Here is a 25,199-nt window from a genome sequence, read left to right as displayed (position 1 = left end):
CAACTTGCGGCGTCGATTTATCGAGCACGACCTCGCGGTTACTCATCGTGGGGAGCACACTTTTTGAGCCTTAACTCCACTCCTTCCTCATCAGAACAAGCCCGATGATTCCGATCACCACAAGCATGAGGTCGCACAAGGCAGTTACCGTTTGTGTGTCCATGGGTAGCTCCTTTCTCGAAGCCGCCCAGGCGTGACGGGGCACCTACGGCCATTATAACGGGAATCGATAACTGTATGCCCACGGCTGTCGGAATATTCACCCGTCCCCTTCTAGAAGCACCCGCAACAACCTCCCCGGAAACTACCACAGCCAACGATCACCTGCGGGCAGCTGTCGCGGCAACCGCATTTCACGAACTTATCGCAACGTTGACGGATGGCCTCAGCGATGAGAACCTAGCCGTCACCTGCCGTACCATGAAAGCCATGCAGGCGAACGTGAACGCCCGCATCAACGCGTAAGGAGCACCCATGAACCGCACCATTTCTCTCACTCGTACCGCTTTCGCAATCCGCGGCTCGCGCGTCCGCCGCGCCTTCGTGGCCGTAGCGGCCGCCGCCCTGCTGGCGCTTTCCTGCGTGCTGGCCGGCTGCTCGTCGGGTAGCACGGGCGCCGATAGCAGCACCTCCCCGGCAGCCGACGGTGCCGCAGCCAGCCAGGGCTCCACCCTGCGCGTGGCCATGGAGCTGGCCTACCCGCCCTTCGAGACCAAGGACGACGCGGGCAACCCCGAGGGCCTCGCCGTCGACTTCATCCGCGATTTCGGCGCGGCCTACGGCTACGATGTGCAGATCGAGAACACCGCATGGGACGGCCTCATTCCCGCGCTGCAGACAGGCAAGGCCGACCTGGTCATCAGCTCCATGACCATCACCGACGAACGCAAGCAATCGGTGGACTTCTCGGACGCCTACGCCATGGCCCAGCTGGCTATTCTGGCGAACGCGAATTCCGGGGTGGCTTCCATTGACGATTTGAACCAGCCGGGCAAGAAGGTGGCCGTGAAGACCGGATCGACCGGCGATGTGTACGCCACGAAGAACCTCACGAACGCCGAGATCGTGCGGCTGGCCGACGAGAGCGCGTGCGTGACCGAGGTGGTGCAGGGCAAGGCCGACGGCTTCCTGTACGACCAGCTGACCATCTACCGCAACCACCAGGCGAACCCCGACACCACTGAGGCGGTGTTCATCCCCTTCCAGGATGCCGAGGAATGGGGCATCGCCGTGAAGAAGGGCAACACCACGCTGCTCGACCAACTGAACGCCTTCATCGCCCAGTCGAAGGCCGACGGCGAGTTCGACCGTCTGACCGAGAAGTACCTCGCCGAGGAGAAGAAGGCCTTCGACGAGTACGGCTTCAAGTGGTTCTTCGACTTCGAGTAAGCTAGCCCCATGAATCGCGTACCCGCCATCTTCCGCCCCTTCATCGCTCGCGCCGGCACGCCAGTACGCCCGGTAAAGGCCGCGCTGAACTACCTGGCCGTGAGCGTGGTCGTGGTGGCCGTGGTGTGGGCCTCGCTCGCGGCGGCGGGCATCGCGCTGAATTTCGACTTCATCGCCCAGTACCGCGTACGCCTTTGGGACGGTTTCTGCATGACCGTGGGTATCTCGGCGGCGTCGCTGGTCATAAGCCTCGTCATCGGGATTGCGGTGGCCGCCGGGCAAGGCGCGGGCGTGCTGCCCGTGCGCTACCTGTGCGACCTGTACGTGAAGATCATCCGGGGCACGCCGCTCATCGTGCAGGTGTACTTCTTCTACTACATCATCGGCACGGCCTGGGGCGTGGACAACCGGGTGCTGGCGGGCATCATCATCCTGTCGCTGTTCTCGGGCGCCTATATCGCGGAAATCCTGCGCGGCAGCCTGCTGTCGCTCGACGCCGGCCAGCTGGAAGCGGCCCGCGCCGTGGGTTTCACCCGTGCGCAGACCCTGCGCTACGTGGTGGCGCCCCAGCTGGTGGCGCGCACCCTGCCGGCGCTGACGGGCCAGGTGGCGTCCATCATCAAGGACTCGTCGCTTCTGTCGGTCATCGCCGTCATCGAGCTGACCCAGACCATCCGCGAGATCACGGCCACGAACTACAACTTCTTCGGCGGCTTTCTGCTGCTGGGGGCGCTGTACCTGGCGCTCACGCTGCCCATCATGGCCGTAAGTCGCCACTTCGAGAAGAGGCTCGACTATGAGCACTAAACCCGAAGCAGAACTGGGAAGGGCCGCGGACGGTCGCGGCGTCGGAGAGCGCAACGAGGCGGCCATGCCCCTGCGGCTAACGCTGGCGAACCTGAGCAAGTCCTTCGACGGCACCGAGGTGCTGCACGACATCAGCTTCGACGAGGACGTACGGGCACTGGCCATCATCGGGCCGTCGGGCGGCGGCAAGTCCACCTTGCTGCGCATCATCGGCGGCTTGGAGGCGCCTACCTGCGGCACCGTCTCTGTGGACGGCCGCCCCATCGGCACCGACGAGAAGAGCCTGCGCGCCTACCGCGCCACCTTGGGATTCGTCTTCCAAGACAGCGGGCTGTTCCACCACATGAGCGCGTTGGAGAACGTGGCCCTGCCCCTGCGCGTGGTGCACGAGGCGACTCCGGCGGCGGCCGAGGAGCGCGCCCGCGAGCTGCTCGAGCGCCTGGGGCTCGCCGAGGCCGCCGCCAAGCGGCCCGCGCAGCTGTCGGGTGGCCAGAAGCAGCGCGTCGCCATCGCTCGTGCCCTCGCCGTCCGACCCCGCCTGCTTCTGCTGGACGAGCCCACGAGCGCGCTGGACCCCGAGTTCACCACCGAAGTGCTCGACGTAGTGCGCGACCTGGCCGAGGAAGGCACGCGCTTCATCATCGTCACCCACGAGATGGGCTTCGCCCGCCGCGCCTGCGACCACGTGGCCTTCCTCTCCGGCGGCCGCCTCGCTGAATACGGCCCCAGCGAGCGCATCTTCGAACACCCCGAAACCCCCGAGTTGCAACGCCTCCTCAGCCGCCTGCTGGAATGGAGCTGGTAGGGAAATCAAAGAGTCCGCCGGCCTCTGAGCTCCATGGCGCGATCCACCAGTTCCTGCTTGGTGTGCACATCGACCTTTCGGTAGATGCTCTTCGCGTGGGACTGCACCGTGCTGTCGCTCACATACATGAGGGCCGCTATCTTCTTGTAGGTGTTTCCCTCCAAAAGCAACGCGAGCACTTCGGCCTCCTTCTCGGTAAGTCCATAGACCTCTCGCATAGCACCGGCAGTTGCATCAGGACCAGCAGGCGCTTCCGAGCCCAATGACGTTTCCGAAGAAGATGTCGCGCCCGGCAAATAGCGAATCACCAACGAAGACAGGAACACGAAGAGAAACACGCCGAGGGCAAATCCCAGCAGCAGCGAAAGAACGCCCCAGAAGTCGCTGTAAGCCAACCCGAGTCCCTCGGCAATGAGCGGAACGACCAGATAGCTGATGAAGGTGCTCGCCAAGGTGGGCACCACGAACTTCAGCAGAAGCGAGCGCGCGGTCATGGACGCATCGGATCGGGAGTTCTCCAGCAACACCAGCATGAGCAGAAGCAGCGACACGCAAGATTTGCTGGTTTGCATAAGCCCAATGCCCACCGTGAACCAACTCTGCTGGAACAACGTCGCCAAGAAAATGCCGCTGAAGAGCAGCACGATCAGCACGACAACAAGCGTGAACTTAACGCGCTCCAAGGATTTAGACGCAGCAATGAGCGCTATGATGGCCAGTGTCACAATGACGTTGAGCGTGTCACGCACCAGCGTGTTCATCGAAGGCGCGTAGGACGCCGTTCCCGAGTTGATGAACCCCGTGGCAACGCTGCTAACGAGGAAGATAACCAGCACGAGCACATACAGGCTCCGAATGCTAGAGGCGCCTTCCCGGGAGGGAGGCACCGCAGGGCTCGAAGCGATGCAGCAGCCAGCCCTCTTCGCCGCCATCATCCTGCAGCAGAACCACGCGGCACCGGAGATAAGCGGGGCGCCAACGGGCCTTATGAGATTCCACGGCGCAGGTGCATAGGACAAGTACCCCACGAGGAAACTCACCGCGTAAGAGGCCGACATGACGAGCAGGAGTCGTTTGGGAGAAGAGGCTGTCATCTCCAGCAAGAGAGCACCCCACGCTATGGGCAGCGCGACGTAGACAGCAGCCAGCACTACCACATTTGCGATTACCAAGGCACCGCGAGCGGGCACTGGAGATTCAACAAGCAGTAATCCCAGAACACTTGCCAGCACGCAGGCAACGAGCAGCCCTACCGCAGCCGCGAGGGGCAGTGGCACGGAGAAGAGGCGCTCCCTTCCTGGGCTCAGTGCCATTCCGATTGCCGCAATAGCGGCCAAGACGAGGAAAAGGCACACGCCGCAATGGCCCCACGCCTCTCCCACCCGATCGGGCGAGAGCAGAAAGCCCACCACGCTGTTGCGCAGCATCGGCCACCAGAAGGCCATGCCGAACACCGCCACGATGAAAATGTTGCGTTCCCCCTTTTCCATAGAAACAAGTATAGCGCTGTTCCAGACAGCGACAGCCCCTCAACGCCGGTGCCCCAGCGCCCAACAAAGTGGTCGAAGGAAAATTTACATGTTTTATGGGAGACGGAAAGCGCACGGAAAAGGCTTTTATGGGATGCGCAGGAGGTCGCAAAAGACGACGATGGGAAACCAGCGAAGCCCCGAGCTCCGCCAAGTCCCGTCGGACGAAGTTCCGCAACCCGAAGGAGGGGTTACCCATGAATGACATTCTTTCCCGCCGCAACTTCCTGACCGGGTCGGCCCTCGCAGCCGGCAGCCTTCTCGGCGGCGCCGCCCTTGCCGGATGCGCCCCGCAAACACCCACGGCCACTACGGGAGAAGACAGCGACGCCTTCGAGCGCTCCATTGCCTGGGACGCCGAATACGACGTGATCGTCGTCGGCTTCGGAGGCGCCGGCGCCAACAGCGCCATCGCGGCCGCGGACGAGGGAGCCCGCGTCCTCTTGCTGGAGAAGGCACCGCAGTCGGAAGCGGGCGGCAACTCCATCGCCTGCATGCAGCTGCTCTGCTGGTCGGAGAGCCTCGACGACGCCATCTCCTACGTGAAGGCTATGCGCGGCAACTACGAAACCCCCAGCGATGCCATCATCGAGGCCTATTGCGGCGAGATGGTGAAGAACAAAGAGTGGATCGAGTATCTCGGCGCTGAAAGCCCTGCGTTCGTGGAAGGGAAGATCGAGTACCCCGAGATGCCCGGCGCGCAGTCGTTCCGCGTGCTGACAGTGCACGAGGGGCGCGGCGACGGCGCTGCCTACAAGCTGTTCCGCGAAGCCGTAGCAGCGCGGGCAGACCACATCGACGTATGGTACGAAGCCGCCGGCCAGCACCTCATCCAGGATCCGGTCACTCGCATCGTCCACGGAGTCGAAGTGGCTGTCGACGACCGCACGGTGAACGTGCGCGCCAAGAACGGTGTGATCCTCACCTGCGGCGGCTACGAATCCAACGACGAGATGCTTCAAAGCTTCAACGGCTACAACGGATGGGAGTCGCTCGGCCACGCACTGCACAACACCGGCGACGGCATCAAGATGGCCATGGAGGTGGGCTGCGACTTGTGGCACATGGGCAACATGCAAACCAACAACTTCGAGTTCGTGGACCCCGATACCCTGGACTGCACTTGGAAGTACGACAGCGACCTGAAGGGCATTCTCGTGGGCGGCAACGGATGCCGCTTCATCAGTGAGACCGACACCGGCGCCACGAACCACGGGCACTTAAACTATGCCGGCACCTGGCATGTGCCCGTACTGCCCGAAGTCACCTACGAAGTGCTCGACCAGGCCATCTTCAGCCGCGGACCCCTCTATAAGTCCTGGTCGGCCGATGGCCAGGAGGAAATCGCCAAGGGCTGGATCCTGAAGGCCGACACCCTGGAGGCCCTGGCCTCCGCCATGGGATTCGATGAGGAAGGCACCCAAAATCTCGCGGCCGAGGTGTCCAAGTGGAACCGCTTTTGCGAAGAGGGCACCGATCTGGCCTTCGGGCGCAAGGGCGATCTGTCCCCCGTCGCCGAGGCCCCCTTCTACGCGGTGAAGCTCACCCACACCCTGGTAAATACCCAGGGCGGCCCCGTGAAGAACGAGCAGGGCCAGATCGTGACTCCGCGCGGGGAGGCCATCCCCCACCTCTACGAGGCCGGCGAGCTCGGCGACATTTGGTCGAACCACTACCAGGGCTCGTGCAACCTGGGCGGCGGCATGATCTTCGGGCGCATTTCAGGCCGCAATGCCGCGGCGGCCAAGGACGACAACCTGCAGGAATCGATGATCGAAGACGGTGCCGCCTTCGTGCCCACGACCCTGGCCGTCTTCGGCGAAGAGGTCGATCTCTCCCAGTACACAGCCGGCGACGGCGAGTACCTCGGCGTGGCAGACGGGAAGAAAGGCCCCATTGTCGTGAAGGTGGCCTTCGACGGCACCACTATCGGCGCCGTGGAGATCCTCGAGCAGAACGAGACGCCCTCCATCGCCACAGATGCCGTGACCACCATGCCCGGCCGCATCGTGGAGGCCAACAGCACGGAGGTAGACGTCGTGACGGGAGCCACCCTTACCAGCAAGGCCATTATGGCCGCCGTGGAAAACGCCCTCGGCAACGCCGCAGCCTAAGCCCACGAGCCCTCCCCCCTGCGAGAGGCGCCGCGGCTCCCTTCCGGAGCACGGCGCCTCTTGGCAGAAGAGGGGCGCCTCTACTCCCGGAACAGGGCGATAAGCTCGGCCTTGGTGGCCACGCCGAGCTTCGCGTACAGGTGGCGCGCGTGGGTCTTCACCGTGTTCTCGGACAGGAACAGCTCCTGCTCTATCTCGCGGCGCGTCTTGCCCTGGGCGATGAGAGCCATGACCTCGGCCTCCCGCGCCGTCAGATTGCGCTCGGCGGCCATGCGCTCGCAACGAGCCATGAACCGCTCGCGCGAGCTGACTACCTGCTGGTTCGTCTCTACCGCCACGCCGGCGGCGCCCCAGTCTCCGTTGACGGACTTCTCGCTCTTCCATACCAGCACGCAGCAGAGCACGATCACGATTCCTGCCAGGGAAAACACCATCGGAAACGCCGGATTCGCCAAATAATCGCCCAGATGGAGGAACCGGCGCAGGGCCACCCCCGCCAGTATGCCGAACTCACTTGCGGCGCGAGCGAGCGCGAATATGCGCAATGTGGGAACCTCGAACCGATAGCAGATGCTCGCCAGCAGAATAAGCACGAAGAACGTGAACCACACATAGGCGAGCTTCAGCAGGAACGCGGCCGCGTACCCCAGCCCCACCCCGCCGAGCGGAATGAGCAGCAGCGCCAGTATCGCGAGCGGGAGCGACACCCTCGCGAGGAAGCGCACGTCCATGCGATCGCGCCGCACGATGGCCATGGCCAATATGACCACGCCGGCAAGCGCCGTGGCCAGCACGCGGAACATCGCCCCCACGCCCTCGACGTTCTCCATCGCCAAGGCGGACACGCCCGACAAAAAGCCGGCGATGGCCATGATGAGGATGAGTTTGCCCGGCACCGGATAGCGGGTGCCGGAAGCGCGCTGAGGCTCGCGGGGTACCAGCTGCGCGCTCGCCAGGGCGCACCCGAGCGACAGAAGGGGCAACAAGCTCGTGGCCGCCACGGCATAGGGCGGCCTCATGGTGCACACGAGAAAGGCGAGGACCGCGGCCACGATGCAGGAGCAGGCACCATACACCATGGTACGCGTGGGCCCGAGCTGCGCATACACCTCGGCCCACAGGCAGAACAGCACCGCACCGCCCGGCGCAGCCAGAACGGACACGGCCCACAGCCACGCCGGCGCCACGGCCAGCGGGAGCAACACCCACCCCACGACGAGCGTGCCCGCCGCGCTCAACACCACCGATGCCACGCACAGGACGGCGTGCCGCCCGATGCTCCCCAAGCCCATCGCTGCCAAGGCCAAGACGAGGAACGAGGCGATGTCGAAAACTCTCATGGCCGTATCGTAGGCATTGCGCGGAGCCATCTCGTAGCCGCTTCCAGGAAAGACCGCCACGATATGCGTGCAGCACAGCCACGCGATGAACAGGCCCATGCCGAGAAAGCGCAGGGGCACGAGCGGCACAAAGCCGTCGTCTTCCTCGCTCTGCTGCGGCACAAGGGACTGCAGGGCATTTCCCGCTCCCATAGCTCCCTCCCTTCGTTTGCGCCCATTGTACCAGGTGAAACCCAGGGGTGAAACAAGGGGTGAGCCAACAATCACCCGGAGGATCGGGCAACTTCACCCGCGACAGAACGTCGCAGCGGCCCCATGATGAGCTCGGCCGCCGAGAGGGCGGTCGCCCCGCCGCTGAAGTGCGGCGCAGATTCCGAAAGCCGCCCTGGGCGGCATCGATTCCAACTCTTGGAGGGAGAGATCACCATGAGCAACACCACGTTTTCCCGTCGCAGCTTCTTGACCCTCGGCAGCATCGCCGCCCTGGGCGCTGGCGCGGCCCTGGCCGGGTGCGCCCCGAAGGCCCCTGCCGCCGACCTCGCCGAGACGGGCGAGGAGCCTGGCGGCGCGGCCGCCATGCAGACCGCCGACGAGACCAAGGAATGCGACATCGCCATCGTCGGTGCCGGCGGGGCTGGTATGTGGGCGGCCGTGGAGGCCGTGCGCGCCGGCAAGTCTGTCATCGTCATCGAGAAGGGCGGCGACGTGGGCGTCTCCAACGGCTCCATCGCCGGCGGCCCGTTCATGGTGGGCTCGAAGCTCCAGCAGCAGGCCGGCATCACCTTCTCCATCGAAGAGGCCTTCAACCACATCATGGAGTACTCCCACTGGTCCACGAACGCTGCGGCCGTGAAGCGGGCCCTGGAGCTGTCGGGCAGCACCGTGGACGAGTTCACCGACGAGTTCGGCGTCGCCACGGGCCTGCGCCCCGACAACTACGGCGCCGGTCACGACTCGGTGCGCTGCAACTTCCAGTCCGATCCGAAGGACTCCAAGACCCAGGCCAAGGGCGTGGACCGCATGGGCCCGCTGCAGAGCTTCGTTGAGGCCAACGGCGGCGAGTTCATCTTCAACACCGCCGGCAAGCGCCTCATCATGGAGGACGGCACCTGCGCGGGCATCCAGTGCGAGGGCGATAGCGTCATCGACGTGAAGGCCAAGGCCGTCATCGTGGCCACCGGCGGCTTCCTCGGCAACGTAGACATGATGACCGAGCGCTTCGGAACCTTCGTGAACCCCCTCGGCAGCATCCTGTCGGTGGGCGAGGGCATCGAGATGGTGCAGGAGATCGGCGGCCAGGTGTCCACCCAGTGGGGCATCGCCGGCAACGAGTTCTCCGGTTCCAACCAGAACGCCGACGGCCTGTGGGGCAAGGGCAACGCCGCCTTCTCCATCGGCATCTACGGCACCCTGCTCGTGAACAACCAGGGCCGCCGCTTCAGCAACGAGGGCAAGTTCGCGAACCTGCCCCTGGCTCTGGGCGGCGCTATCTCGCTGGTCGGCGGCCAGTACTACGCCGTGGTGGACCAGGCTTACGTGGACGGTCTGGCCGGCGGCACCGACCCGTGGACGCTGTGCGGCGCCGACGAGGTGAACTGGCGCACCGGCATGATGACCCTGAAGGACAAGCCTCTGGAAGACGTACAGGCGAACATCGACGCCGGCGTGGATGCAGGTTGGATCTTCAAAGCCGACACTGTGGAGGCCCTGGCCGAGGCTATTGGCGCCCCCGAGCTGGTGGCGACGCTGGACGAGTACAACGGCTACTGCGCCACGGGCAAGGACGAGCAGTTCTACAAGCCGGCCTGCTTCCTGCAGCCGGTGGAGACGGGCCCCTTCTACGCCATGCAGTACGAGCCGAGCGCCTGGGTGACCATCGGCGGCATCCGCACCAACGACCGCTTGCAGGCCATCGACAATGCGGGCATCGTCATCCCGGGCCTGTACGTGGCTGGCGCCGACAACGGCACCCTCATGAGCGCCCCCTATTGCGACTACGAGGGATTCTCCCTCATGTGCGCCTACAGCGGCGGCCGCATGGCCGGCATGTACGCCGCCGAGGCCGTGGCCTAGGGAAACTCGGCCATCCGGGGCATCGCGGGCTCTCCCTCCCCGGCCCGCGATGCCCCTTCGCAGGCGCTCTCCCGCTTCCTCCGCAAACCCCCTGCGGGCTTTCCCTCCCCGGCCCGCATCCCTTCCAGTGCCGTCCCGTCATCCGGGGCGGTACTTCGCATAGGAGGCCCCGTTTTGCGGCCGCAGAACCCCAGCGTGGAAATCCTATCAATACAGGGCATGAGCTGCGAGTTCTCGATATATTCATTTACGTGAGGGCCGCGCCCTTCCGGTGACCTTGGATAATCCCACCTCGGTGGGTGGGGCAACTCGTTGGCGTACATGTCGCCCACCATGCAGCCCACATTGAACAGGCCCCGGGATGGGCTCATCCCCTCGTCGACCCCTTCATAGTCGCCGATACATATCGCGGCGGTGACCGATGCGGAAAAGCTCGATGACGACACAGCCGTCATCGACGGTTCCCAGCACTCGATAGGCGCCGGCTCATGTTAGAAGGAAGAGAATACGTTGTCAGCTGACTCGGGGAAGCTGCTCAATATCCGTCAAGGTCGCTCATGCACAGACCGCCACCGCAGACACCGCGCGACGCTCGGGGCACAAAGGCTCCCCAGCGAACGCAAAAGCGCGGACGCCGAGAGGGCGGCGTCCGCGTGCAGAAAGAGGCTTCCTTATGAGGAGTGCTCAGGCGAACTAGCGGGGAGACGGCCCACCCGGCGCGGCCTTATCTTTGCTGCGATGCTTCAGTCGTGACATGTGTGGCACGCGTACACGTTCGCATGGTGGCACGATTCACAGTATTCGGAAGCCGTTTCGACCGCCGGTGTGCCCTCGTGCATCGAATGGCAGCTCACGCAGTTGGTTTCGGCATGGTCCTCGTTCTCGGGCATGGCATGCGGGTTTACCGTCTTGCCCTCAGAGTCAGTAAGCGCCGCGGAGGAGGCGGTCTTCTCGGCCAGCACCTCCAGGCTGCCATGGCAAGACAGACATGTCGCCTCGTCCACCGTCGTACTGCGCAGTTTGGTCGCCCGCTTCTCGGCATCCTCAGCCGTCGCACCCTCGTGAGCCGTTTTTAGGGCCGCTTCGTCGGCATGGCACGTTTGGCACGTGTTGCCTTGAGCGGCATGAGTGCTCACCAGGCAGCTTGCGTCGTCGATGGAGGCCGGCTCCTTGGTATGGCACGTCTCGCAAGAGGAGTCATAGCTCCAATCCACTGAAACTTCCGCCGCAGCGTCATCGCCGCCCGTCGAGGGCATCTCGCTTGCGCCCTTAGGCGCACAGGCCACCATGCTCACACAGGCGATGAGGGCCAGGGAAGCCAGGGCGAGTGGCGCCTGCCTGCTCTTCGATTTCATGGGAGCCTCCTTCGCTACTCCGCATCCCAGGGCTGTTCCGCCGCGGCGTTCTCGCCGGCAATGCGGCCACACACGATGCACTCGGTGATATTGCCACCACCCTGGTATACGAACTTCAATGCCGAGGACATCTCGCCGGCAGAATACAGGCGAGGAATCACCTCGTTACCCCAGTTCACAACATGACGGTTGCCGTCGGTCTGCAAGCCGCCCTTAGTGTTCGGGCCACCGGCCACGAGGGGCATGGCGTAGAACGGCGGAGTGCTGATGGGCTGGAACCCCTTGTCCACCTCCTCGCCCGTGATGGGGTCCTTGGACTTGCTCGTGCGACCGAACTCCTCGTCAACGCCAGTGTCCACCATCTTCTGATAGGCATTCATGGTCTCCACGAGCACCGCGGGATCCATGCGGGCCATATTCTGCGGATGGCCGTCGCGAATCTTCTGAGCCAACTCCTCAATGGTGTCAGCCTTGATGAGCCAGCCGTTATCGATGGCTGTCTGGTTGTCCTCATCCCACGGAATGATGCCGAAACCGCAGGTGGAGAGTGTCAGATTCACGAGCGGGCCGGAGGTGCGCTTCGTCTCGTCGATAATCATGTAAGAGGGATTGTTCGGGAATTGGAGCTTCTCGATGTCCATGTGAACGGCATTCTTGTAGGAGAAGTAGCGGGAGGGGTCCTTGGTAATGAGCGTTTCATTCATGAAACGACGACCCTCAGCGTTCACCACGATAGTGCCGGCACCGCCCACGGAGTCGGTGATGGAGCCAACCATGCAATTGTTCTTCGTCACGTCAGGGCAGGCCCAGATGAGACGCGAAGCCGCTTTGCCCACCTTGGCGAGCTGCGCGCCGATCTCGCAACCCATGCGGATACCGTCGCCCTCGTTGGACAGCGTGCCGTAGAAACCCCAGCCGGTGATGCCCTCGCCCTCGAGGAAGGCGCGGCGCATCTCCTCGTTGTACTCGAAGCCGCCTGTGGTGAGAATGACACCGCGTTTCGCCTTGATGCGCACCTCGCTCTCGCCTTGCAGGGCCACAATACCGATGACCTCGCCATTCTCATTCTGAATGAGCTTTTTACCTGGCGTCTCGTAAACGACTTCGATGGCGTCGGCACGATCCGCTACACCAGTCTTCAGGCAGTTGAAGAACGCCAAACCCGCCGCTGTGTCCTCCTTGGGCATATCGATGGTGGGGAACTTCGGACCGGTGGCCGACTTGCCATAGGAGCTGTTATAGCTCTTGTAGCCCGATGCCTCGGCGCCGGGGAAATCGGGAAAGGCCGCCCCACCGCGCTCGATGATATTGAATTCGGGGTCGAGACTTTGCATGAACTCGGCGTTCTTGGGCTCGTACTCGGCAAATTTCTCGACAATCTCATCAACGAAAAGCGGAGACTGCTCACCTTCGTATTTCGTGTCGAGGTTCTCCCCCGAGAACATGCCACGCAAGTACTGCTTGAGGGCTTCAGGATCGCCGTCGGGATCGGGCGAATGGAAAATGCCGCCAGACATAAGGGTGTTGCATAAATGATCGGCCTCAGCGCATTTCTCAAGCAGGACAACGCTTGCTCCGGCATCGGCTGCCGCAATAGCAGCGCAAGCGCCGGCCCCTCCAAAGCCGACAACGACAACATCGGCTTCCCTATCCCACGAATCTTCCAATCCAGCGCTCGTCTCAGCCAACGAACTGCCGTCCGAGCAAGCCACCATGCCCAAGGCAGTTGCACCGAGAGCGGCACCGACGGCCGCAACGCCTGTTCTTTGCAGAAAATCACGCCGTGATACGCTTGCGATCTCTCTCATCTCGTTTCCTCCTTCTCGTTTCCCTGTAGAATTCGCAGGTAGACCGTATAGCAGTACGGTTTACCTAGGATCAAGTTAGGCGGCGACTAAGCCTTTTGCATCGCTGTGTTCGGAGGATTGTGAACGGGCGAACTACTATCGTCCAGGTTGGACGATGATACACAGCACCAGGGTTTTTATAATCCGAAGCGCATGAACGACCGCCGATGCGGTCGAATCATCATGCCGAGGAGAAGGAGGGATCGGATGCTGTCACGTCAAGCAAAAAGGCAAGGCAAGCTAGGAGGGGATCGCCTTGAGTTGCTCTCCCTCGCAGGGGCCATAGTTATCATGGGCATATGGACGAATCTTTCCGGCTACGGAGCCGTGTTCCTTGAGCCCTCAAACACCAATGCCTCCTTTGAGCTCATGAGGTACGCCTACTACGGTGGTGCTATTGCGTCGTCCCTCTTCTTCCTCGTCGCCGCAAGACTCATCTCGGGCCTGAGCCGCGCTTTCGAGCTGTGCCTTCCCCTGCTCATGAGCTTCAGCACTCTCTGCTACGCCCTCGCATACAACCAGACCCTGCTCAATCCCCTACTGCTGGGCGGAGGCGCTTCCTTTACCCTGGGGTTCTGCTATCTTTGGACTGTTGCCACGCTCTACATCACCCTCGCTCAGACCGCATCGGCGCAGCGAGTCGTCACGCTCATTATCGGATCGCAGGTGGCGGAGCAGCTTGCCAGCGTTATCACCACTCACCTCCTTACGGCAGCGGCACAAATCGCCGTATGCTTCCTCTGTCCCCTCGCCGCGTTCGGGTCGCTGCTACTCGCTCGTCGCCAAAAACATGCAAGCCCCGCAGCTGCCCCTCTCCGTGCATCCTTCTCGCGCAAGGCACGCCTCCATACGTACCTGCTCCAAGCCTCCTCCGGCATCGCCATTGTCGCTATGGGCGCAGCAAGCTCGGTGGGCAACTGGGGCAGCCTGCGCACCCTGCTGGCCGCCACTGACACCGCCGCCGCTCTCAGCCAGACGGCCCTTGCCTGCCTCCTGTTGGTCGGACTCACGACGACCTTCCTTCTGCCTTTGATTGAGAGACCGCTCAGTTATCGATACCAGCCGGCTTTCCTCGTCATAGCCGCCAGCATCACGCTTGCTTCTCTACAACCGAGCCTTGATCCCACATGGCTCAATGCCTTCGACATCGTGCAGAGTGCCATAGAGTTTTTCTCCCATATCATGCTCTGGGTCGTTCTTTCCAGAGCAATTGGGGAGACCGGAGGAAACCCCTATTTCCTCGCCGGCGTATCCCTCGCCCCCTATAGCGTCCTCTCCCTCATTTGGATAGCCTTGCTGGAGGCAAGTGCTGCGGCTCCATCGTTTGTCCTCGTATTCGTTTCTTATCTGCTCATCCTCATTGTGGCCGTCCATCCGCGACTTCTCTACGAACGCGACCTGCCCCGCTTCACCTCCACCCAGGAGCTTAACGAGTACGCCCTCGACGGTGAGCCCGAGATCCCAATCGAAAGCAATGGAGCCTCAGTGGTGGAGCTCATCGAACGGCGATGCTGCTTTGTCGGACAGCGGCATGGCCTCTCTGCGCGGGAAGCCCAAGTTCTCACCCTACTCGCCCAAGGACGTTCCCGGCCGGTCATCCAAAAGCAACTTGTGCTGTCGGAGGGCACCGTGAAGACGCACCTCTCCCATATTTACGAGAAGCTGCATGTCAGATCTGCGCAAGAGGCCCTTGATCTGATCTACGGAGGGGAGGAGAGCCCTTTGAGTTGCCCACATCCGACTTCCAGGGAGGAGGCCCTTCGAGCTGGCTAGCCCCTCCACCCCGCAGCAAAGCGGCGGCACGCAGCATGGTCTTACCAAGCGCGAGGTGGAACTGTGCGCCCTGCTTGCCCGCGGCCGTAACGGACGAGCCATCAGCGACCAGCCCACCCTGTCGTACAGCACCGTGAAGACCCACGTCAAGCACATCTACATGAAGCTCGATGTGCACACCCAGCAGGAGCTTATCGACCTCGTAGAGGATGGTCTCGGACGACAAGAGGAGGGGGCATGAGAAAGCGCGGACGCCGGGAGGGGTGACGTCCGCGCTCAGGGGAGGGGTCGCGCTTGGGAGCGTGATAGCGCTCCGGCTGCCGGCCCAGCCCACGAGAAGCGAGCCGCGCCGGCGGCGGGAAGTCGGCTTATTCGAAGTCGCCGGCGGCCAGGCGATGGCCGAGCGTGTAGCCGAAGGTGAGGCAGTTGATGCCGTAGCTGTTGCCGGGGATGGCGAAGTTGTACTCATTGGCGTACATGTCGCCCACCATGCAGCCCACGTTGAACAGACCCGGGATGGGCTCGTCGTCCTCGTCGCACACCTCCATGTCCACGCTCGTGCGCAAACCGCCCATGATGGTCATGAACGTGCAGGTGTTCTTCGCGGCGTAGTAGGGGCCCGTCTCCTCGATCTCCACCAGGTAGGTGGGATCCTTGTAGAAGTCCTCGTCGACCCCCTTCTTGCACAGCTCGTTGTAGCGGGCCACGACCTCCTTCAGCTTCGCAGCGTCAAGATCGAGCTGTCCGGCCAGATCGTCCAGCGTGTCGGCCTTGTAGTAGGAGCCCTCTTCCACACCGGCGTCCCAGATGGCGATCATTTCCTCGGCGGTCTTCGGCGGCAGGGTGTAGTCGCTGCCGAACAGGAACCACTCCTGGCCGCGATCGATGATCGTCTGCGGGTAGTTCTTCGTCCAAATGCCGTAGGCGATGTTGTCGGGCTGGGACAGCAGATAGTGGGCCGTGTAGGGAGCCGACACGTCCTCGCGCTGGTAGCGCTCGGTGCGGGTGTTCACGTTCAGACCCCAGTGGAAGCCGCAGGGCTCATGGCCGCCGCCCCAGCCGCCCTGGTACATGGGAGCCGCCGGCGCGTGCTGCCAGGCCGCGCCGATCCACAGGCCCATCTTCTGACCGTCGCCGCCGTAGATGCCGCCCATCTGGAAGCTCGTGTTGTAGTCGGTCTCGCCCTGCTCGTAGCCCACGTACTGCAGCGCCTCGGGGCAGTAGCAGGCGAGCATCTCCTTATCGGTGGAGTAGTCGCCCGTAGCCAGCACGATGTACTTGCCGTTGAACTGCACGTAGCCCTCGCCCGATCCGTTGATCTTGCTGGCCACGACGCCGGTCACACGACCACCGTCCTCGCGGATAAGCTGCTCGGCCTTCATGTCGTAGATAATCTCCACGCCGTATTCCAGGGCCTTCTTCTCAAGGGCCTCCACGGCGCCTTGCTGGCCCGTGGACACCATGGCCGAGTCGCCCAGCGTCGAGAATGCATGGGCGTAGTGGGGGCCCAGATCGAAATTATTGTCACGCTCGAGGATGACCTGCAGCCCCGCTTCGTTGGCGATGTCGATCATCCAGTTCATGGCCTCTTCGGACTCATTGTAGCCGCGCATCCACTTGCGCTGGTCAACGGCGAAGGAGGCGGCGCGCATCTCATGGTAGTAGAACGGCGTCGGGTTGAAGGGCTCCACCTTCAACTCCTCCATCACCTTGGAGTTGCGAGCGTAGTTGGAGCCGCCGCGGCTGATGGGACCGCTAGAAGCGGAAAACAGCGTCACCTTCCCGCCCTTCTCGGCGGCGGCAACGGCTGTGGTCAGGCCCGACATACCGGCGCCCACGACGATGATATCGTTCTCCTTCACCTCGGTAATCTGATCCTCGGGAATGGGATCGGGCGCCACCATGAACGACCACTTCGGCAGCTCGTCACCGAGCTTCAGCACCACATCGTTGGTGCTGACGGCACCTTCGCTGCCAGCAGCGGCACCGGTGTCGGCGGTACCGGCGGCCTTGTCGCCCGCGGGCGCACAGCCGGCAAGGCCCGCTGCGGCGGCACCAGCGGCGCCCACGGCGCCGATCTTAAGAAAGTCGCGACGAGAAAACTGACTTTGGGTCATGATATCCCTCCTTGAATCGCGGCCCGCCCGACCCTGCGCTCTTCTGCGCTTGGATCCTGTGCGGGCCTTCCCTCGCCCGCTCCATAGCGGGCGCCCGCTCCGCCCGGCGCCTCCTTGCGTTGGGCCCGTGCGGGCACCGTCGATCTTAACGGCGGCTATCCCGTTGGCAAAGCATCTTCCGCTTGCCCGACCGCAACTGATTTTTGCTTGCTTCCCCTGCCGTAGTTGCGGTAAGAATGGAGCTGCCTGCCTGCCCACCGCCGGCAGGCGCCACGACCGACAGGGAGGGAAGCCGTGGACATTCGCCAACTCGAGTACTTCATCGCCGTCGTGCGCCTGAGAAGCTATACCAAGGCCGCCGACGAGCTGTTCATCACCCGTCAGGCCCTTAGCAAGGCCGTGCACAACCTGGAACAGGAAGTGGGAGAGCCCCTCGTGGCCAACCGCGACGGTTCCCTGGAGGCCACCGAAGCCGGCCGCGCCCTCATGGCCGACGCTCGGCCAGTGGTAGAGGCCTATCGCGCCCTGGAGCGTCGCTACCTCGGCGAGGGCGGCCGGAGCGAGCGAGTGCCCCAGCTATCGGTGTCGCTCGTGCCCGGCGCGGCGCTCACGCTTCCGAAGGACCTCATCGACTGCTTCGCCGAGAGCCATCCCGGCATGCTGCTTTCCGTGGAGAGCTCCCCCACCGATGTGGCCCTTTCCATGGTGAAATCCGGCGAATCCGACATCGGCATCGTGGGATCGGCCCCCGCGTACCTGGGCGACTTCGATTACGCCCTCATCGTGGAAACCGGCACCTACGTGCACGTGCCCCTCGCCAACCCCCTCGCCCGGCGCGACCATCTTGAGGCCCGCGATCTGGACGGCCAGCCCTTCGTCACCTTCGGTAAGCGCGACCACCTGCACCGCTATTTCATGGAAACCTGCACCGAGCTCGGCGTTGCGCCAAATGTGCTCATGACCACGTCAAACATCGATCTGCTTACTGGCGTTGCCCTACAAAACGACGCGCTCATGTTCGGCCTGCCACCCAGCGAGAACGTCGAGCCCATTCCCGATTACCCCCTTGTACCCGTCACCCTGCGCCCCGATGTCCCCTTCGGCACCTATGCCGTCAAACGCAAGGGCGAGCCCCTCTCCGCCGCCGCCCAGGCCTTTTGGGAATACCTCGCCGAGCAGTAGGCCGCTACGCCGTCGAGTTGCCAGGATTCAAGGAATACGCGCGGAGAGCCTGGCATAAAGCCGCCGAGCCCGAAGGATCGAGGCCCTCGGGCTCGGCGGGGAAACTACGCTATTCCAGGCCCATTTCCTTCTTGAGGCGGGCCAGGTCGTCGTCCACGGCGGCGGTGGCGCCGGCCTCGGCGTACTTCTTGGCCAAGTCCTCGGTGGGGTCGGCCGGCCTCTCGGACAGCTCGGCCACGGCGTTGGCGCGATCGAGCATCTCGTCAGCCTTGGCCTCCATGCGGTCGAAGGCGCTGCGGGCACCTTCGGCGCGATCGCTCGCGGAGGTCATCTCGTTCACCTTGGACTGGGTCTTGGCCACGGCGGCCTTGGCCTTGATGGCAGCCTTGCGCGCGTTCAGCTCCTCGATATCGGCCACCAGCTTGTCGTGCATCTGGCGCATTTTGTCGGCATTGGCCTTGGCGCCCTCAAAGGCCACGACGAGCCCCTCGCTGCGCCCTGCCAGCTCCTGCTTCTTCGCCAGGAACACCCGGGCATCGGCCTCGTTGCCGGCAGCCAGGGCCTTGCGGGCCAGCTCCTCGTACTTCTCCATCTCGGCGCGGTTCTCGTCCACGAGCTTCTTGCAGCGGCGCTCCTCGGCCATGACACCGGCCGTGGCCTCGCGCACCTCGGCGAGGGACTCGGTCATCTCGCGCAGGTACTGGTCGACCATCTTCTCGGGGTCTTCCGCTTTGTCCAGCAGCTCGTTGATGTTCGCCTTCACGATGGAGGTGAAGCGATCGAGGATACCCATGGTGCATCTCCTATCTGGCCGAATCGGCCCGGTTCGGTTGCCCCGCGCGGAAGCGGGACGTTGTCGGCAAGCGCCAGCGGGCGCGGTGCTCCCTTCGGCGACCCCGGAGGCCTTTCGTGGCCGGGGCCGACCTTCTTACTGCGGGGGCCTCGTAGGTTGTACGGGCGGTGCGTCCGAGGCTCCCGTAGCCGAGGCCGTGTACTTCTTTTCCAAGTCCTCAAGCTCGCCGTCGGCAAACGATTCCAGCGGCGTGTTCAGAATCTGCTCCATGCGCTCGGCCTCGCGCTGCTTGGCCAGGCGGCGGTTGCGCACGATAACGAACACGACGACGGCGACAATTATGACCGCTCCGCACACCGCGATAATTGGCAGCGGCGAAGGTGTCACCTCCATGATACGGTCGGCGGTGTCGGCAAACGCCTTCGAGAATATCTCCTCCTCGGACAGGCTCATGTCGTCGTAGTTCTGGCTCAGATAGCCCTTGAAGATGTTGATGGCCTCGTCGTCGAGCACAGATCCTGTCTGCGCCCCGGCCCAATACGCAGCGTTGAAGCGCCCGTTGCCGTCGTCGCAGAACACCAGCACAAAGTGGGCCTGATCGGTGAACAACTCGCTGTACTTCTCCTCGGCAATGGATTGCAGCTCCTGATAGGAACGCACCGACCCGTTCGGCAGGATGTACACATAGGGCTGCACGCCCGTCTCCTCGTAGAAGTGGCGCAGCCCGCGCTCCAGCTTGGCGGGATCGTGAATCCAATCGCCGTCCTCGTCGGTGAAGTAGCCGGTTTCGTTCGCGGAGCCGGGCGCGAGGGCCGTGCGCTCCACCGTGGAACGGGGAATATCGGCACCCGAGCAGCTGCCGCCGCCGAGGGCCACCATCAGCAACACTACGAGCAGCACCGCCGCCAGAACCACGAACACGGTGCCGAGGCCGCTGTTGGGAGACTTGCGCTGAGGCGAGTTCGAGCCGCCCGATCCGGACGGAGGCACGCCCGGACCTCCCGAGCCCGGCTGCGAGCCGCCCGGACCGCCACCGTTTCCAGAGCCGCCGGGACCCGGCTGCTGCGGGCCGTTCGACTGCGGCATCTGCGGAGGCATCGAGCCGCCGCCTCCGCTGCGGCTGGAGCCGATGAGGCCGCCGAGCAGGCCGCCCCAGAAGCTACCGCCACCGAAGCCACCGCCGTAGTAACCGCCCCCATGGTAGCCCCCGCCGAATCCCGGACCTCCGAAGCCGGAGCCCCCGGAACCACCAGCGGAGCGGCCGCCATGGCCGGAGCCGCCGGAGAAACCGCCGCCAAAGCCACCGCCGCCGCTTCCAAACCCGCCTCCGAAGCCACCGCCTCCGGAAAAGCCACCGCCACCTGAACGACCCATTCTGCTTCCTTACGTTTCGCGTTCCACCCGCTTCCCGGACAGAACCTGCCACAAATGAACGATGCGCCCAGGCGCTTCGAGGAATCGGGGCGCTTTTACCCTCGTTGTGCCCCGCTCGCGCAGATTTCCCGTCACAAATCGCCGATCTGCCCGGGCGCATCGCACTTTCGGGGCAGGCCTTACCTTCCCGAAGGCCCCCGAGGTGCGTTTGCCGCCCCAAACATGCGCTATGAACGAGCAGATCGCACTTTTGGGGCACGCCGCAGCACCAGAGCGGCCGTCGTCCGCCGACAATGGCGGGAACGGGCTACTTCACAATAAGCACGGGCACGTTGGTCTTGTGCAGCACCGAATAGCACACGCTGCCGAGCACGGCGCGCACGGCACCCAGGCCGCGGTGGCCCATGACGATGCAGTCATAGCCGCCCTCGTCGGCATAGGCGGTAATGGAGTCGTGGGGCGATCCGTTCACCACGGCGATGGCAATGCCTTCGGCGTCGCCCACCAAAGGCGCGATGTTCTCGGCGATGGCATCGGTGTCGGCCTTGATGGCCTCGTTCTCCACCTCGGCCATCACGTCCATGTCCATGGTGTCGCCCATGACGCCGGACATGCGCGAGGCAATTTTGAACGTCTCAGCGTTGAAGTCGTGCCAATCCACCACCGAGAGCACGGTGATCTGGGCGTCGGGCACCCCGGCAGCCAGATCGAGGGCCGCCGACAGCGCGTGCTGGGCCGGCTCGGACTTGTCGTAGGGGACGAGAATCTTCTTGTACATAACGGCCTCCTATTCCCCGGGTCGCGCGAATGCTAACCCGCCAACTCACAATAAATAAGTTGCAGGGTCATTTTATCACGCGCCGCCGCCCCGCCCGCGGCTCCGGAAAGCTGTAGACGCGGCGTTACCGCGCACCGCCCTATGGACCGCAGCGCCGGCGGCCTGCGCCCTCGTGCCCGGCAGCACGGCCCCCGACCCTCTATCGCGGTTCCTCGTCGTTGAGCAGGCGGTGGCGCGACACCATGATGCGGAACACGGTATAGCCTCCCAGCACGAAGGCGCCCAGGTAGCCGAGCACGCCGAGCAGGGGCACATCCAAAAACCGCGGCTGCATGGCGGTGGTGCACACGATGGAGGACCCGATGAACAGCCCCGCCGACAGCAGCGCCAGGGACAAGCGCCCCACCGAGGCGTAGGCCGTGGCCAGAATACGGGAGGACACATCGACGGACCCGTTCACCTTGATCTGGCCGCGATCCACCATTTCCAACGTGTTCGACAGCTGGGTGGGCAGCTTTGCCAGAGCCTCCACCGAGGCGGCGCTCGACACCACCAGATCGAGCACCCGCGTGCCGAGCATCTTCGGATCGCCCTGCTGGGCAATGACGTGCTTGGACACGATCTCAATAACCGAGGTGGACGGCGAAATCTGCGCGATAACCCCCTCAAGGGTCACAAAGCCGCGGGCGAGCATGGTTACCGACGAGGTCATCACCATATTCTGGTCGCGCAGCACTTCGATGACCTCGGTGAGCACCGTGCCCACGTTGATCTCCTTCAGCTCGGCGGTGCTGTACTTGGCCAGAAGACGCGACAGCGACGCGAGCAGAGCCCCGTGATCCACCGGCCCCGTCACCCGCACGAGCCCCATGACCGCTTCTTTCAGCAGATAGGCGTTGCCGGTGGCCACGGCCGTGAACGCCTTGCCCACGAGCATACGCTCCGAAACGGTGAGCGTGCCCACCATGCCCAGGTCGATCCACACCACCTCACCATCGCGCACGAGAATGTTGCCCGGGTGCGGGTCGGCGTGGAAGAACCCGTTGTCGAGCACCTGGGTCACGTAGCTCTGGCACACCCGTCCGGCCAGGGCGTCCACATCGATGCCCCGGCTGCGCAGGGCCGCCGTGTCGGAGATTTCCACGCCCTGCACGAATTCCATGACGAGCACCGATTCGGTGGAATAGGCCGGATAGGCCACCGGCGAGGTCACCCCCTCCTCATTGGCCAGCTCGCCGTGGAAGCGCACAAGATTGCCCAGCTCCTGGGTGAAATCCACCTCGTTGGCCGTGGTGCGCTCGATCTCCTCCACGAAGCCCTCCAGCGACAGCAGCATATCGCGGTGGGCGTTGGAGGCGAACTCCCCCAAGGCCAGCAGGTGCTTCATGAGCATGATGTCCTCGGCCATGGACTCGGCCACGCCGGGTCGGCGCACCTTCACGGCCACCGTAGTGCCGTCGAGGAGGGCGGCCCTGTGCACCTGGGCGATGGAGGCGGCCCCTAAGGGCTTCGGGTCAATGGAGGCGAACACTTCGTGCCACGACTTCCCGTAGGCACGGTCGATCTGCTCGATCACCTGGTCGAAGGCCATGGGGTTCGCGTCGTCGCGCAGCCGCTCGAAGGCATCGCAGTAGGCCTTGGGCAAAAGATCGGAGCGGTTCGACGCCAGCTGGCCGATCTTCACATAGGTGGGCCCGAGGGCCTGGAGCACCTCGACGGCCCGCTCGGGAGTAAGCCCGCGCAGCACGTGGTACTCGCGCATGATGTGGATAATCTCGTCCATGCGCTTGTGGGAGGTCTTGTCCTTCAGGGAAATCTCAGCGACCTTTAGAAATTCCTCGAACGTGGCCATAGGCCCTCCTTTCCGCCCGCTCATACTATCGTGCGGAAAGTGGACCTTGCTGGTGAACTATTGACTTGGTGCCGAGTCGTTGCCGCCGAGCGGGAGCGACGAGCAGGGTCCGAGCAGCTGAGCTGAAAATGATCCGGTCACACCGGTCGCACCGACCGCAATATTCAGGACCCCGCCGGACCGCACCGGTCTCATCATCCCCCACTCAGGGCCGCGCCACGCGCATCCTCGCCGCGTTGAAGAAAAACTTGGTAACGGATTTTGTCAAGACTTTCCCTCGGCACAACTTCGCGTATACTTAACTCAAGTCCTGTTCCCGCCATACACTGCGATGGACCGACGTATTGAACTGAGGGAGCTTTAGAAGCTGGTGGAATGGAGATTCGTGTCCGTTGACACGAAAGCCAGGATCCCAGATGCGAGCACCCACCTTGTGAGGTGGGTTCATCCTCTGGCGGGGGCGGGACATTTCTATGCCTGCGGCATCTCGATAGGCTCCCTCTCAACCGCCGCGGGCCGCCCCGCATTCGCCTCGGCCGGGGCGGAGAGACTGTCCATCTCCTCTTCAACCAGGTGATTGTGCACGTAGGGCGCAATGGCGCGAATGGCCGCATCGGTGGCATTGCCGGCCTTGCTGGCATCGGCAATGGTGAAGCTCAGCGCTCCTTGGAACCCATGCTCGGTAATGGCGCTGAAGCTCACCGAGGGGCCCTTCTTGATCTTGCTCACCCGCGACACCGCCTTCTCGGCCGCATCCTCGATGTGATGGGCCGTGGCGGTCAACCGCTCGCTGTTGGTGGTGACGATCAGAGCAATGGACACGCTGTTCAGTGGCGCGAGGCGCGTGACCGCCGTGGAGGTCATCACAGCATTGGGGATGTTCGTGTGGTTGCCCGAGCTGTCCACCACCGTGGTGTAGCGCCAGGTCACGTCTTTCACCACACCGGTCACGCCCGACGAGCCCATGCGGATGTTGTCCCCCGGTTCTACCGAGCGCGACAGGCTCACCTGCAAACCGCCGATGAGATTCGAGAGCGTATCCTGAAAGCCCAGGGAGATAGCGATACCCACAACACCGAGGCCGGTAATCATGCCGTTCACGTTCACGTTGAAGCACAGCGAGAGCACGAACCCAATGCCGATGAGCCACACCGTAGCGCGGATGACATTGATGAAGATGGAGCTGGAAGGCAGAAGCGACGTGCGATTCAGCAGCCGGCGGGCGAAGTACACGGTGATGCGGCACACCACGAAGGTGATGGCGAAAATGATGGCCGCACCGATAAGGGAATTGAACCAGTCGGCGTGGATGAATTTCTCGAAGATGTCGAAGAGCTGTTCCATGGCTTCATTATAAAACGACCCCCTCTCGCACGAGAGGGGGCCTGCGGTCTTCACCGTATCGTTGCAGAAAGCGCGACAAACCTTCGCCGCAGATACGCCCGAGCCGCCACAGCCCGCAGCGCAACCGCATTTGGCACCAGCGAGAGCCGCGGCGCTTTCGTCCCCTATTCCCCGACAGCGGCCACGCGGCCGGCCAGGCGGCCGAAGGACATGGCCATGGAGTGGCTTGCACCGGCCACGGTCACGGGGTAGTCCACCAGGAAGCGGCCGCCCATGGTGTTGCCAGCCACGAACAGGCCCGGCACCGGGTTCTTCTCGGCGTCCAGGGCGCGGCACTGGGCATCGCAGTCGATGCCGCCGATAAGCACGAGCATGCCCGAATCACCGAAGGGCACCGCGTAGAACGGCGGGTTCTCCACGGGGAACAGGCGCGTGGGCACCTTCGAGAAGTCGGTGTCCTTGCCGCCGTGGGGTTCTATGCCGCCACGGAGGCCGTTACCCTTGCGTGCCTGCTGCTCGGCGTCCATTCCAAGCAAGACGTCATCGGCCTGTTCCGGGCCTAGAGCGGCAAGGGCCTAGGCCCCTGCCCTTCGGGGGTGGCCGGCATCCCCAGAGGAGGGCCATCCCCGAAGGGCGGCCTCTTCTGGAGGGCGGCCGGCATCCACCGGGGCGGCCTCGTGTGCGGGGTGCACCCTATCCCCGAGTGCCTGCGGCCATTGCGACCACA

General features: G+C 63.6%; 19 protein-coding genes. 8 read left to right on the top strand and 11 right to left on the bottom strand.

What is annotated here, in order from left to right; all coding sequences use genetic code 11:
• Positions 1–474: 474 nt before the first annotated feature.
• The 3 genes from AAK988_RS08750 to AAK988_RS08740 are packed head-to-tail and all read left to right on the top strand — an operon-like array spanning position 475 to position 3,001.
• Positions 475–1,389: a transporter substrate-binding domain-containing protein gene (locus AAK988_RS08750; protein ID WP_135970403.1), complete on the top strand. Its 915-nt coding sequence runs from the start codon at positions 475–477 to the stop codon at positions 1,387–1,389.
• Positions 1,390–1,398: 9 nt separating this feature from the next.
• The gene (locus AAK988_RS08745; RefSeq protein ID WP_369873545.1) at positions 1,399–2,196 is read left to right on the top strand and encodes an amino acid ABC transporter permease; all 798 of its coding nucleotides are present in this window, start codon (positions 1,399–1,401) and stop codon (positions 2,194–2,196) included.
• Positions 2,186–3,001: an amino acid ABC transporter ATP-binding protein gene (locus tag AAK988_RS08740; RefSeq protein WP_369873544.1), complete on the top strand. Its 816-nt coding sequence runs from the start codon at positions 2,186–2,188 to the stop codon at positions 2,999–3,001. The genes AAK988_RS08745 and AAK988_RS08740 overlap by 11 nt, the downstream gene beginning before the upstream one ends.
• Positions 3,002–3,006: 5 nt before the next feature.
• Here AAK988_RS08740 and AAK988_RS08735 read toward each other — a convergent pair whose 3' ends face one another.
• Positions 3,007–4,491 (bottom strand): helix-turn-helix transcriptional regulator, encoded by a 1,485-nt coding sequence (locus AAK988_RS08735; protein WP_369880623.1) that lies wholly within the window; start codon positions 4,489–4,491, stop codon positions 3,007–3,009.
• A 236-nt stretch (positions 4,492–4,727) separates the two neighbouring features.
• Between AAK988_RS08735 and AAK988_RS08730 the strand changes: the two genes are divergently transcribed.
• Positions 4,728–6,644: an FAD-binding protein gene (locus AAK988_RS08730; RefSeq protein ID WP_369873542.1), complete on the top strand. Its 1,917-nt coding sequence runs from the start codon at positions 4,728–4,730 to the stop codon at positions 6,642–6,644.
• 80 nt (positions 6,645–6,724) lie between these two features.
• On the opposite strand, the gene AAK988_RS08725 is transcribed toward AAK988_RS08730, so the two are convergent.
• Positions 6,725–8,176, bottom strand: coding sequence for a helix-turn-helix transcriptional regulator (locus AAK988_RS08725; RefSeq protein ID WP_289636427.1), 1,452 nt, complete (start codon positions 8,174–8,176; stop codon positions 6,725–6,727).
• A gap of 234 nt (positions 8,177–8,410) precedes the next feature.
• Here AAK988_RS08725 and AAK988_RS08720 point away from each other — a divergent pair, with 234 nt between their 5' ends.
• A complete protein-coding gene (locus AAK988_RS08720) occupies positions 8,411–10,057 on the top strand; it encodes an FAD-dependent oxidoreductase (RefSeq protein WP_369873541.1) in 1,647 nt (548 codons plus the stop codon).
• Between the two features lie 743 nt (positions 10,058–10,800).
• On the opposite strand, the gene AAK988_RS08715 is transcribed toward AAK988_RS08720, so the two are convergent.
• Together AAK988_RS08715 and AAK988_RS08710 are read right to left on the bottom strand one after the other, a co-directional pair.
• Positions 10,801–11,412 carry a cytochrome c3 family protein gene (locus tag AAK988_RS08715; protein ID WP_289636416.1) on the bottom strand — a complete coding sequence of 204 codons (612 nt, stop codon included), beginning with the start codon at positions 11,410–11,412 and terminating at the stop codon, positions 10,801–10,803.
• A 14-nt stretch (positions 11,413–11,426) separates the two neighbouring features.
• Positions 11,427–13,220, bottom strand: a complete 1,794-nt coding sequence (locus AAK988_RS08710; protein ID WP_369873540.1) for an FAD-dependent oxidoreductase — start codon at positions 13,218–13,220, stop codon at positions 11,427–11,429.
• Positions 13,221–13,466: 246 nt separating this feature from the next.
• On the opposite strand from AAK988_RS08710, the gene AAK988_RS08705 reads away from it, so the two are divergent.
• Together AAK988_RS08705 and AAK988_RS08700 are read left to right on the top strand one after the other, a co-directional pair.
• Complete coding sequence (locus tag AAK988_RS08705; RefSeq protein WP_369873539.1) at positions 13,467–15,032, top strand: response regulator transcription factor; 1,566 nt, start codon at positions 13,467–13,469, stop codon at positions 15,030–15,032.
• On the top strand, positions 14,995–15,273 hold the full coding sequence (locus AAK988_RS08700) for a helix-turn-helix domain-containing protein (RefSeq protein WP_369873569.1): 279 nt from the start codon (positions 14,995–14,997) through the stop codon (positions 15,271–15,273). The genes AAK988_RS08705 and AAK988_RS08700 overlap by 38 nt, the downstream gene beginning before the upstream one ends.
• Before the next feature lie 127 nt (positions 15,274–15,400).
• Here AAK988_RS08700 and AAK988_RS08695 read toward each other — a convergent pair whose 3' ends face one another.
• The gene (locus AAK988_RS08695) at positions 15,401–17,149 is read right to left on the bottom strand and encodes an FAD-dependent oxidoreductase (protein WP_369873538.1); all 1,749 of its coding nucleotides are present in this window, start codon (positions 17,147–17,149) and stop codon (positions 15,401–15,403) included.
• Between the two features lie 294 nt (positions 17,150–17,443).
• On the opposite strand from AAK988_RS08695, the gene AAK988_RS08690 reads away from it, so the two are divergent.
• Positions 17,444–18,331 carry a LysR family transcriptional regulator gene (locus AAK988_RS08690; RefSeq protein ID WP_369873537.1) on the top strand — a complete coding sequence of 296 codons (888 nt, stop codon included), beginning with the start codon at positions 17,444–17,446 and terminating at the stop codon, positions 18,329–18,331.
• Between the two features lie 109 nt (positions 18,332–18,440).
• On the opposite strand, the gene AAK988_RS08685 is transcribed toward AAK988_RS08690, so the two are convergent.
• From AAK988_RS08685 to AAK988_RS08660, 6 genes are all read right to left on the bottom strand, one after another.
• Positions 18,441–19,124, bottom strand: a complete 684-nt coding sequence (locus tag AAK988_RS08685; RefSeq protein ID WP_369873536.1) for a PspA/IM30 family protein — start codon at positions 19,122–19,124, stop codon at positions 18,441–18,443.
• Positions 19,125–19,259: 135 nt separating this feature from the next.
• On the bottom strand, positions 19,260–20,498 hold the full coding sequence (locus AAK988_RS08680) for a hypothetical protein (protein WP_369880622.1): 1,239 nt from the start codon (positions 20,496–20,498) through the stop codon (positions 19,260–19,262).
• Between the two features lie 307 nt (positions 20,499–20,805).
• Positions 20,806–21,276 (bottom strand): universal stress protein, encoded by a 471-nt coding sequence (locus AAK988_RS08675; protein WP_369873534.1) that lies wholly within the window; start codon positions 21,274–21,276, stop codon positions 20,806–20,808.
• 199 nt (positions 21,277–21,475) lie between these two features.
• Positions 21,476–23,128 carry an ABC1 kinase family protein gene (locus AAK988_RS08670; protein WP_369880621.1) on the bottom strand — a complete coding sequence of 551 codons (1,653 nt, stop codon included), beginning with the start codon at positions 23,126–23,128 and terminating at the stop codon, positions 21,476–21,478.
• Between the two features lie 471 nt (positions 23,129–23,599).
• Positions 23,600–24,472, bottom strand: coding sequence for a mechanosensitive ion channel family protein (locus AAK988_RS08665; RefSeq protein ID WP_135970385.1), 873 nt, complete (start codon positions 24,470–24,472; stop codon positions 23,600–23,602).
• 164 nt (positions 24,473–24,636) lie between these two features.
• On the bottom strand, positions 24,637–24,999 hold the full coding sequence (locus tag AAK988_RS08660) for an FAD-binding protein (protein ID WP_236650763.1): 363 nt from the start codon (positions 24,997–24,999) through the stop codon (positions 24,637–24,639).
• Between the last annotated feature and the right edge of the window lie 200 nt (positions 25,000–25,199).

Origin of the sequence: Adlercreutzia muris, from assembly GCF_041223505.1 — a bacterium.
In the GTDB taxonomy this organism is placed as follows: domain Bacteria; phylum Actinomycetota; class Coriobacteriia; order Coriobacteriales; family Eggerthellaceae; genus Adlercreutzia; species Adlercreutzia muris.
The sequence above is the reverse complement of the archived record's forward strand: the minus strand, read 5'-3'. Positions and strand labels throughout refer to the sequence as shown.

Excerpts from the sequence above, each read along its gene's own strand:
- AAK988_RS08750 (WP_135970403.1), top strand. The coding sequence starts at position 475 with ATGAACCGCACCATTTCTCTCACTCGTACCGCTTTCGCAATCCGCGGC.
- AAK988_RS08745 (WP_369873545.1), top strand. The coding sequence starts at position 1,399 with ATGAATCGCGTACCCGCCATCTTCCGCCCCTTCATCGCTCGCGCCGGC.
- AAK988_RS08740 (WP_369873544.1), top strand. The coding sequence starts at position 2,186 with ATGAGCACTAAACCCGAAGCAGAACTGGGAAGGGCCGCGGACGGTCGC.
- AAK988_RS08735 (WP_369880623.1), bottom strand. The coding sequence starts at position 4,491 with ATGGAAAAGGGGGAACGCAACATTTTCATCGTGGCGGTGTTCGGCATG.
- AAK988_RS08730 (WP_369873542.1), top strand. The coding sequence starts at position 4,728 with ATGAATGACATTCTTTCCCGCCGCAACTTCCTGACCGGGTCGGCCCTC.
- AAK988_RS08725 (WP_289636427.1), bottom strand. The coding sequence starts at position 8,176 with ATGGGAGCGGGAAATGCCCTGCAGTCCCTTGTGCCGCAGCAGAGCGAG.
- AAK988_RS08720 (WP_369873541.1), top strand. The coding sequence starts at position 8,411 with ATGAGCAACACCACGTTTTCCCGTCGCAGCTTCTTGACCCTCGGCAGC.
- AAK988_RS08715 (WP_289636416.1), bottom strand. The coding sequence starts at position 11,412 with ATGAAATCGAAGAGCAGGCAGGCGCCACTCGCCCTGGCTTCCCTGGCC.
- AAK988_RS08710 (WP_369873540.1), bottom strand. The coding sequence starts at position 13,220 with ATGAGAGAGATCGCAAGCGTATCACGGCGTGATTTTCTGCAAAGAACA.
- AAK988_RS08705 (WP_369873539.1), top strand. The coding sequence starts at position 13,467 with ATGCTGTCACGTCAAGCAAAAAGGCAAGGCAAGCTAGGAGGGGATCGC.
- AAK988_RS08695 (WP_369873538.1), bottom strand. The coding sequence starts at position 17,149 with ATGACCCAAAGTCAGTTTTCTCGTCGCGACTTTCTTAAGATCGGCGCC.
- AAK988_RS08685 (WP_369873536.1), bottom strand. The coding sequence starts at position 19,124 with ATGGGTATCCTCGATCGCTTCACCTCCATCGTGAAGGCGAACATCAAC.
- AAK988_RS08680 (WP_369880622.1), bottom strand. The coding sequence starts at position 20,498 with ATGGGTCGTTCAGGTGGCGGTGGCTTTTCCGGAGGCGGTGGCTTCGGA.
- AAK988_RS08675 (WP_369873534.1), bottom strand. The coding sequence starts at position 21,276 with ATGTACAAGAAGATTCTCGTCCCCTACGACAAGTCCGAGCCGGCCCAG.
- AAK988_RS08670 (WP_369880621.1), bottom strand. The coding sequence starts at position 23,128 with ATGGCCACGTTCGAGGAATTTCTAAAGGTCGCTGAGATTTCCCTGAAG.
- AAK988_RS08665 (WP_135970385.1), bottom strand. The coding sequence starts at position 24,472 with ATGGAACAGCTCTTCGACATCTTCGAGAAATTCATCCACGCCGACTGG.
- AAK988_RS08660 (WP_236650763.1), bottom strand. The coding sequence starts at position 24,999 with ATGGACGCCGAGCAGCAGGCACGCAAGGGTAACGGCCTCCGTGGCGGC.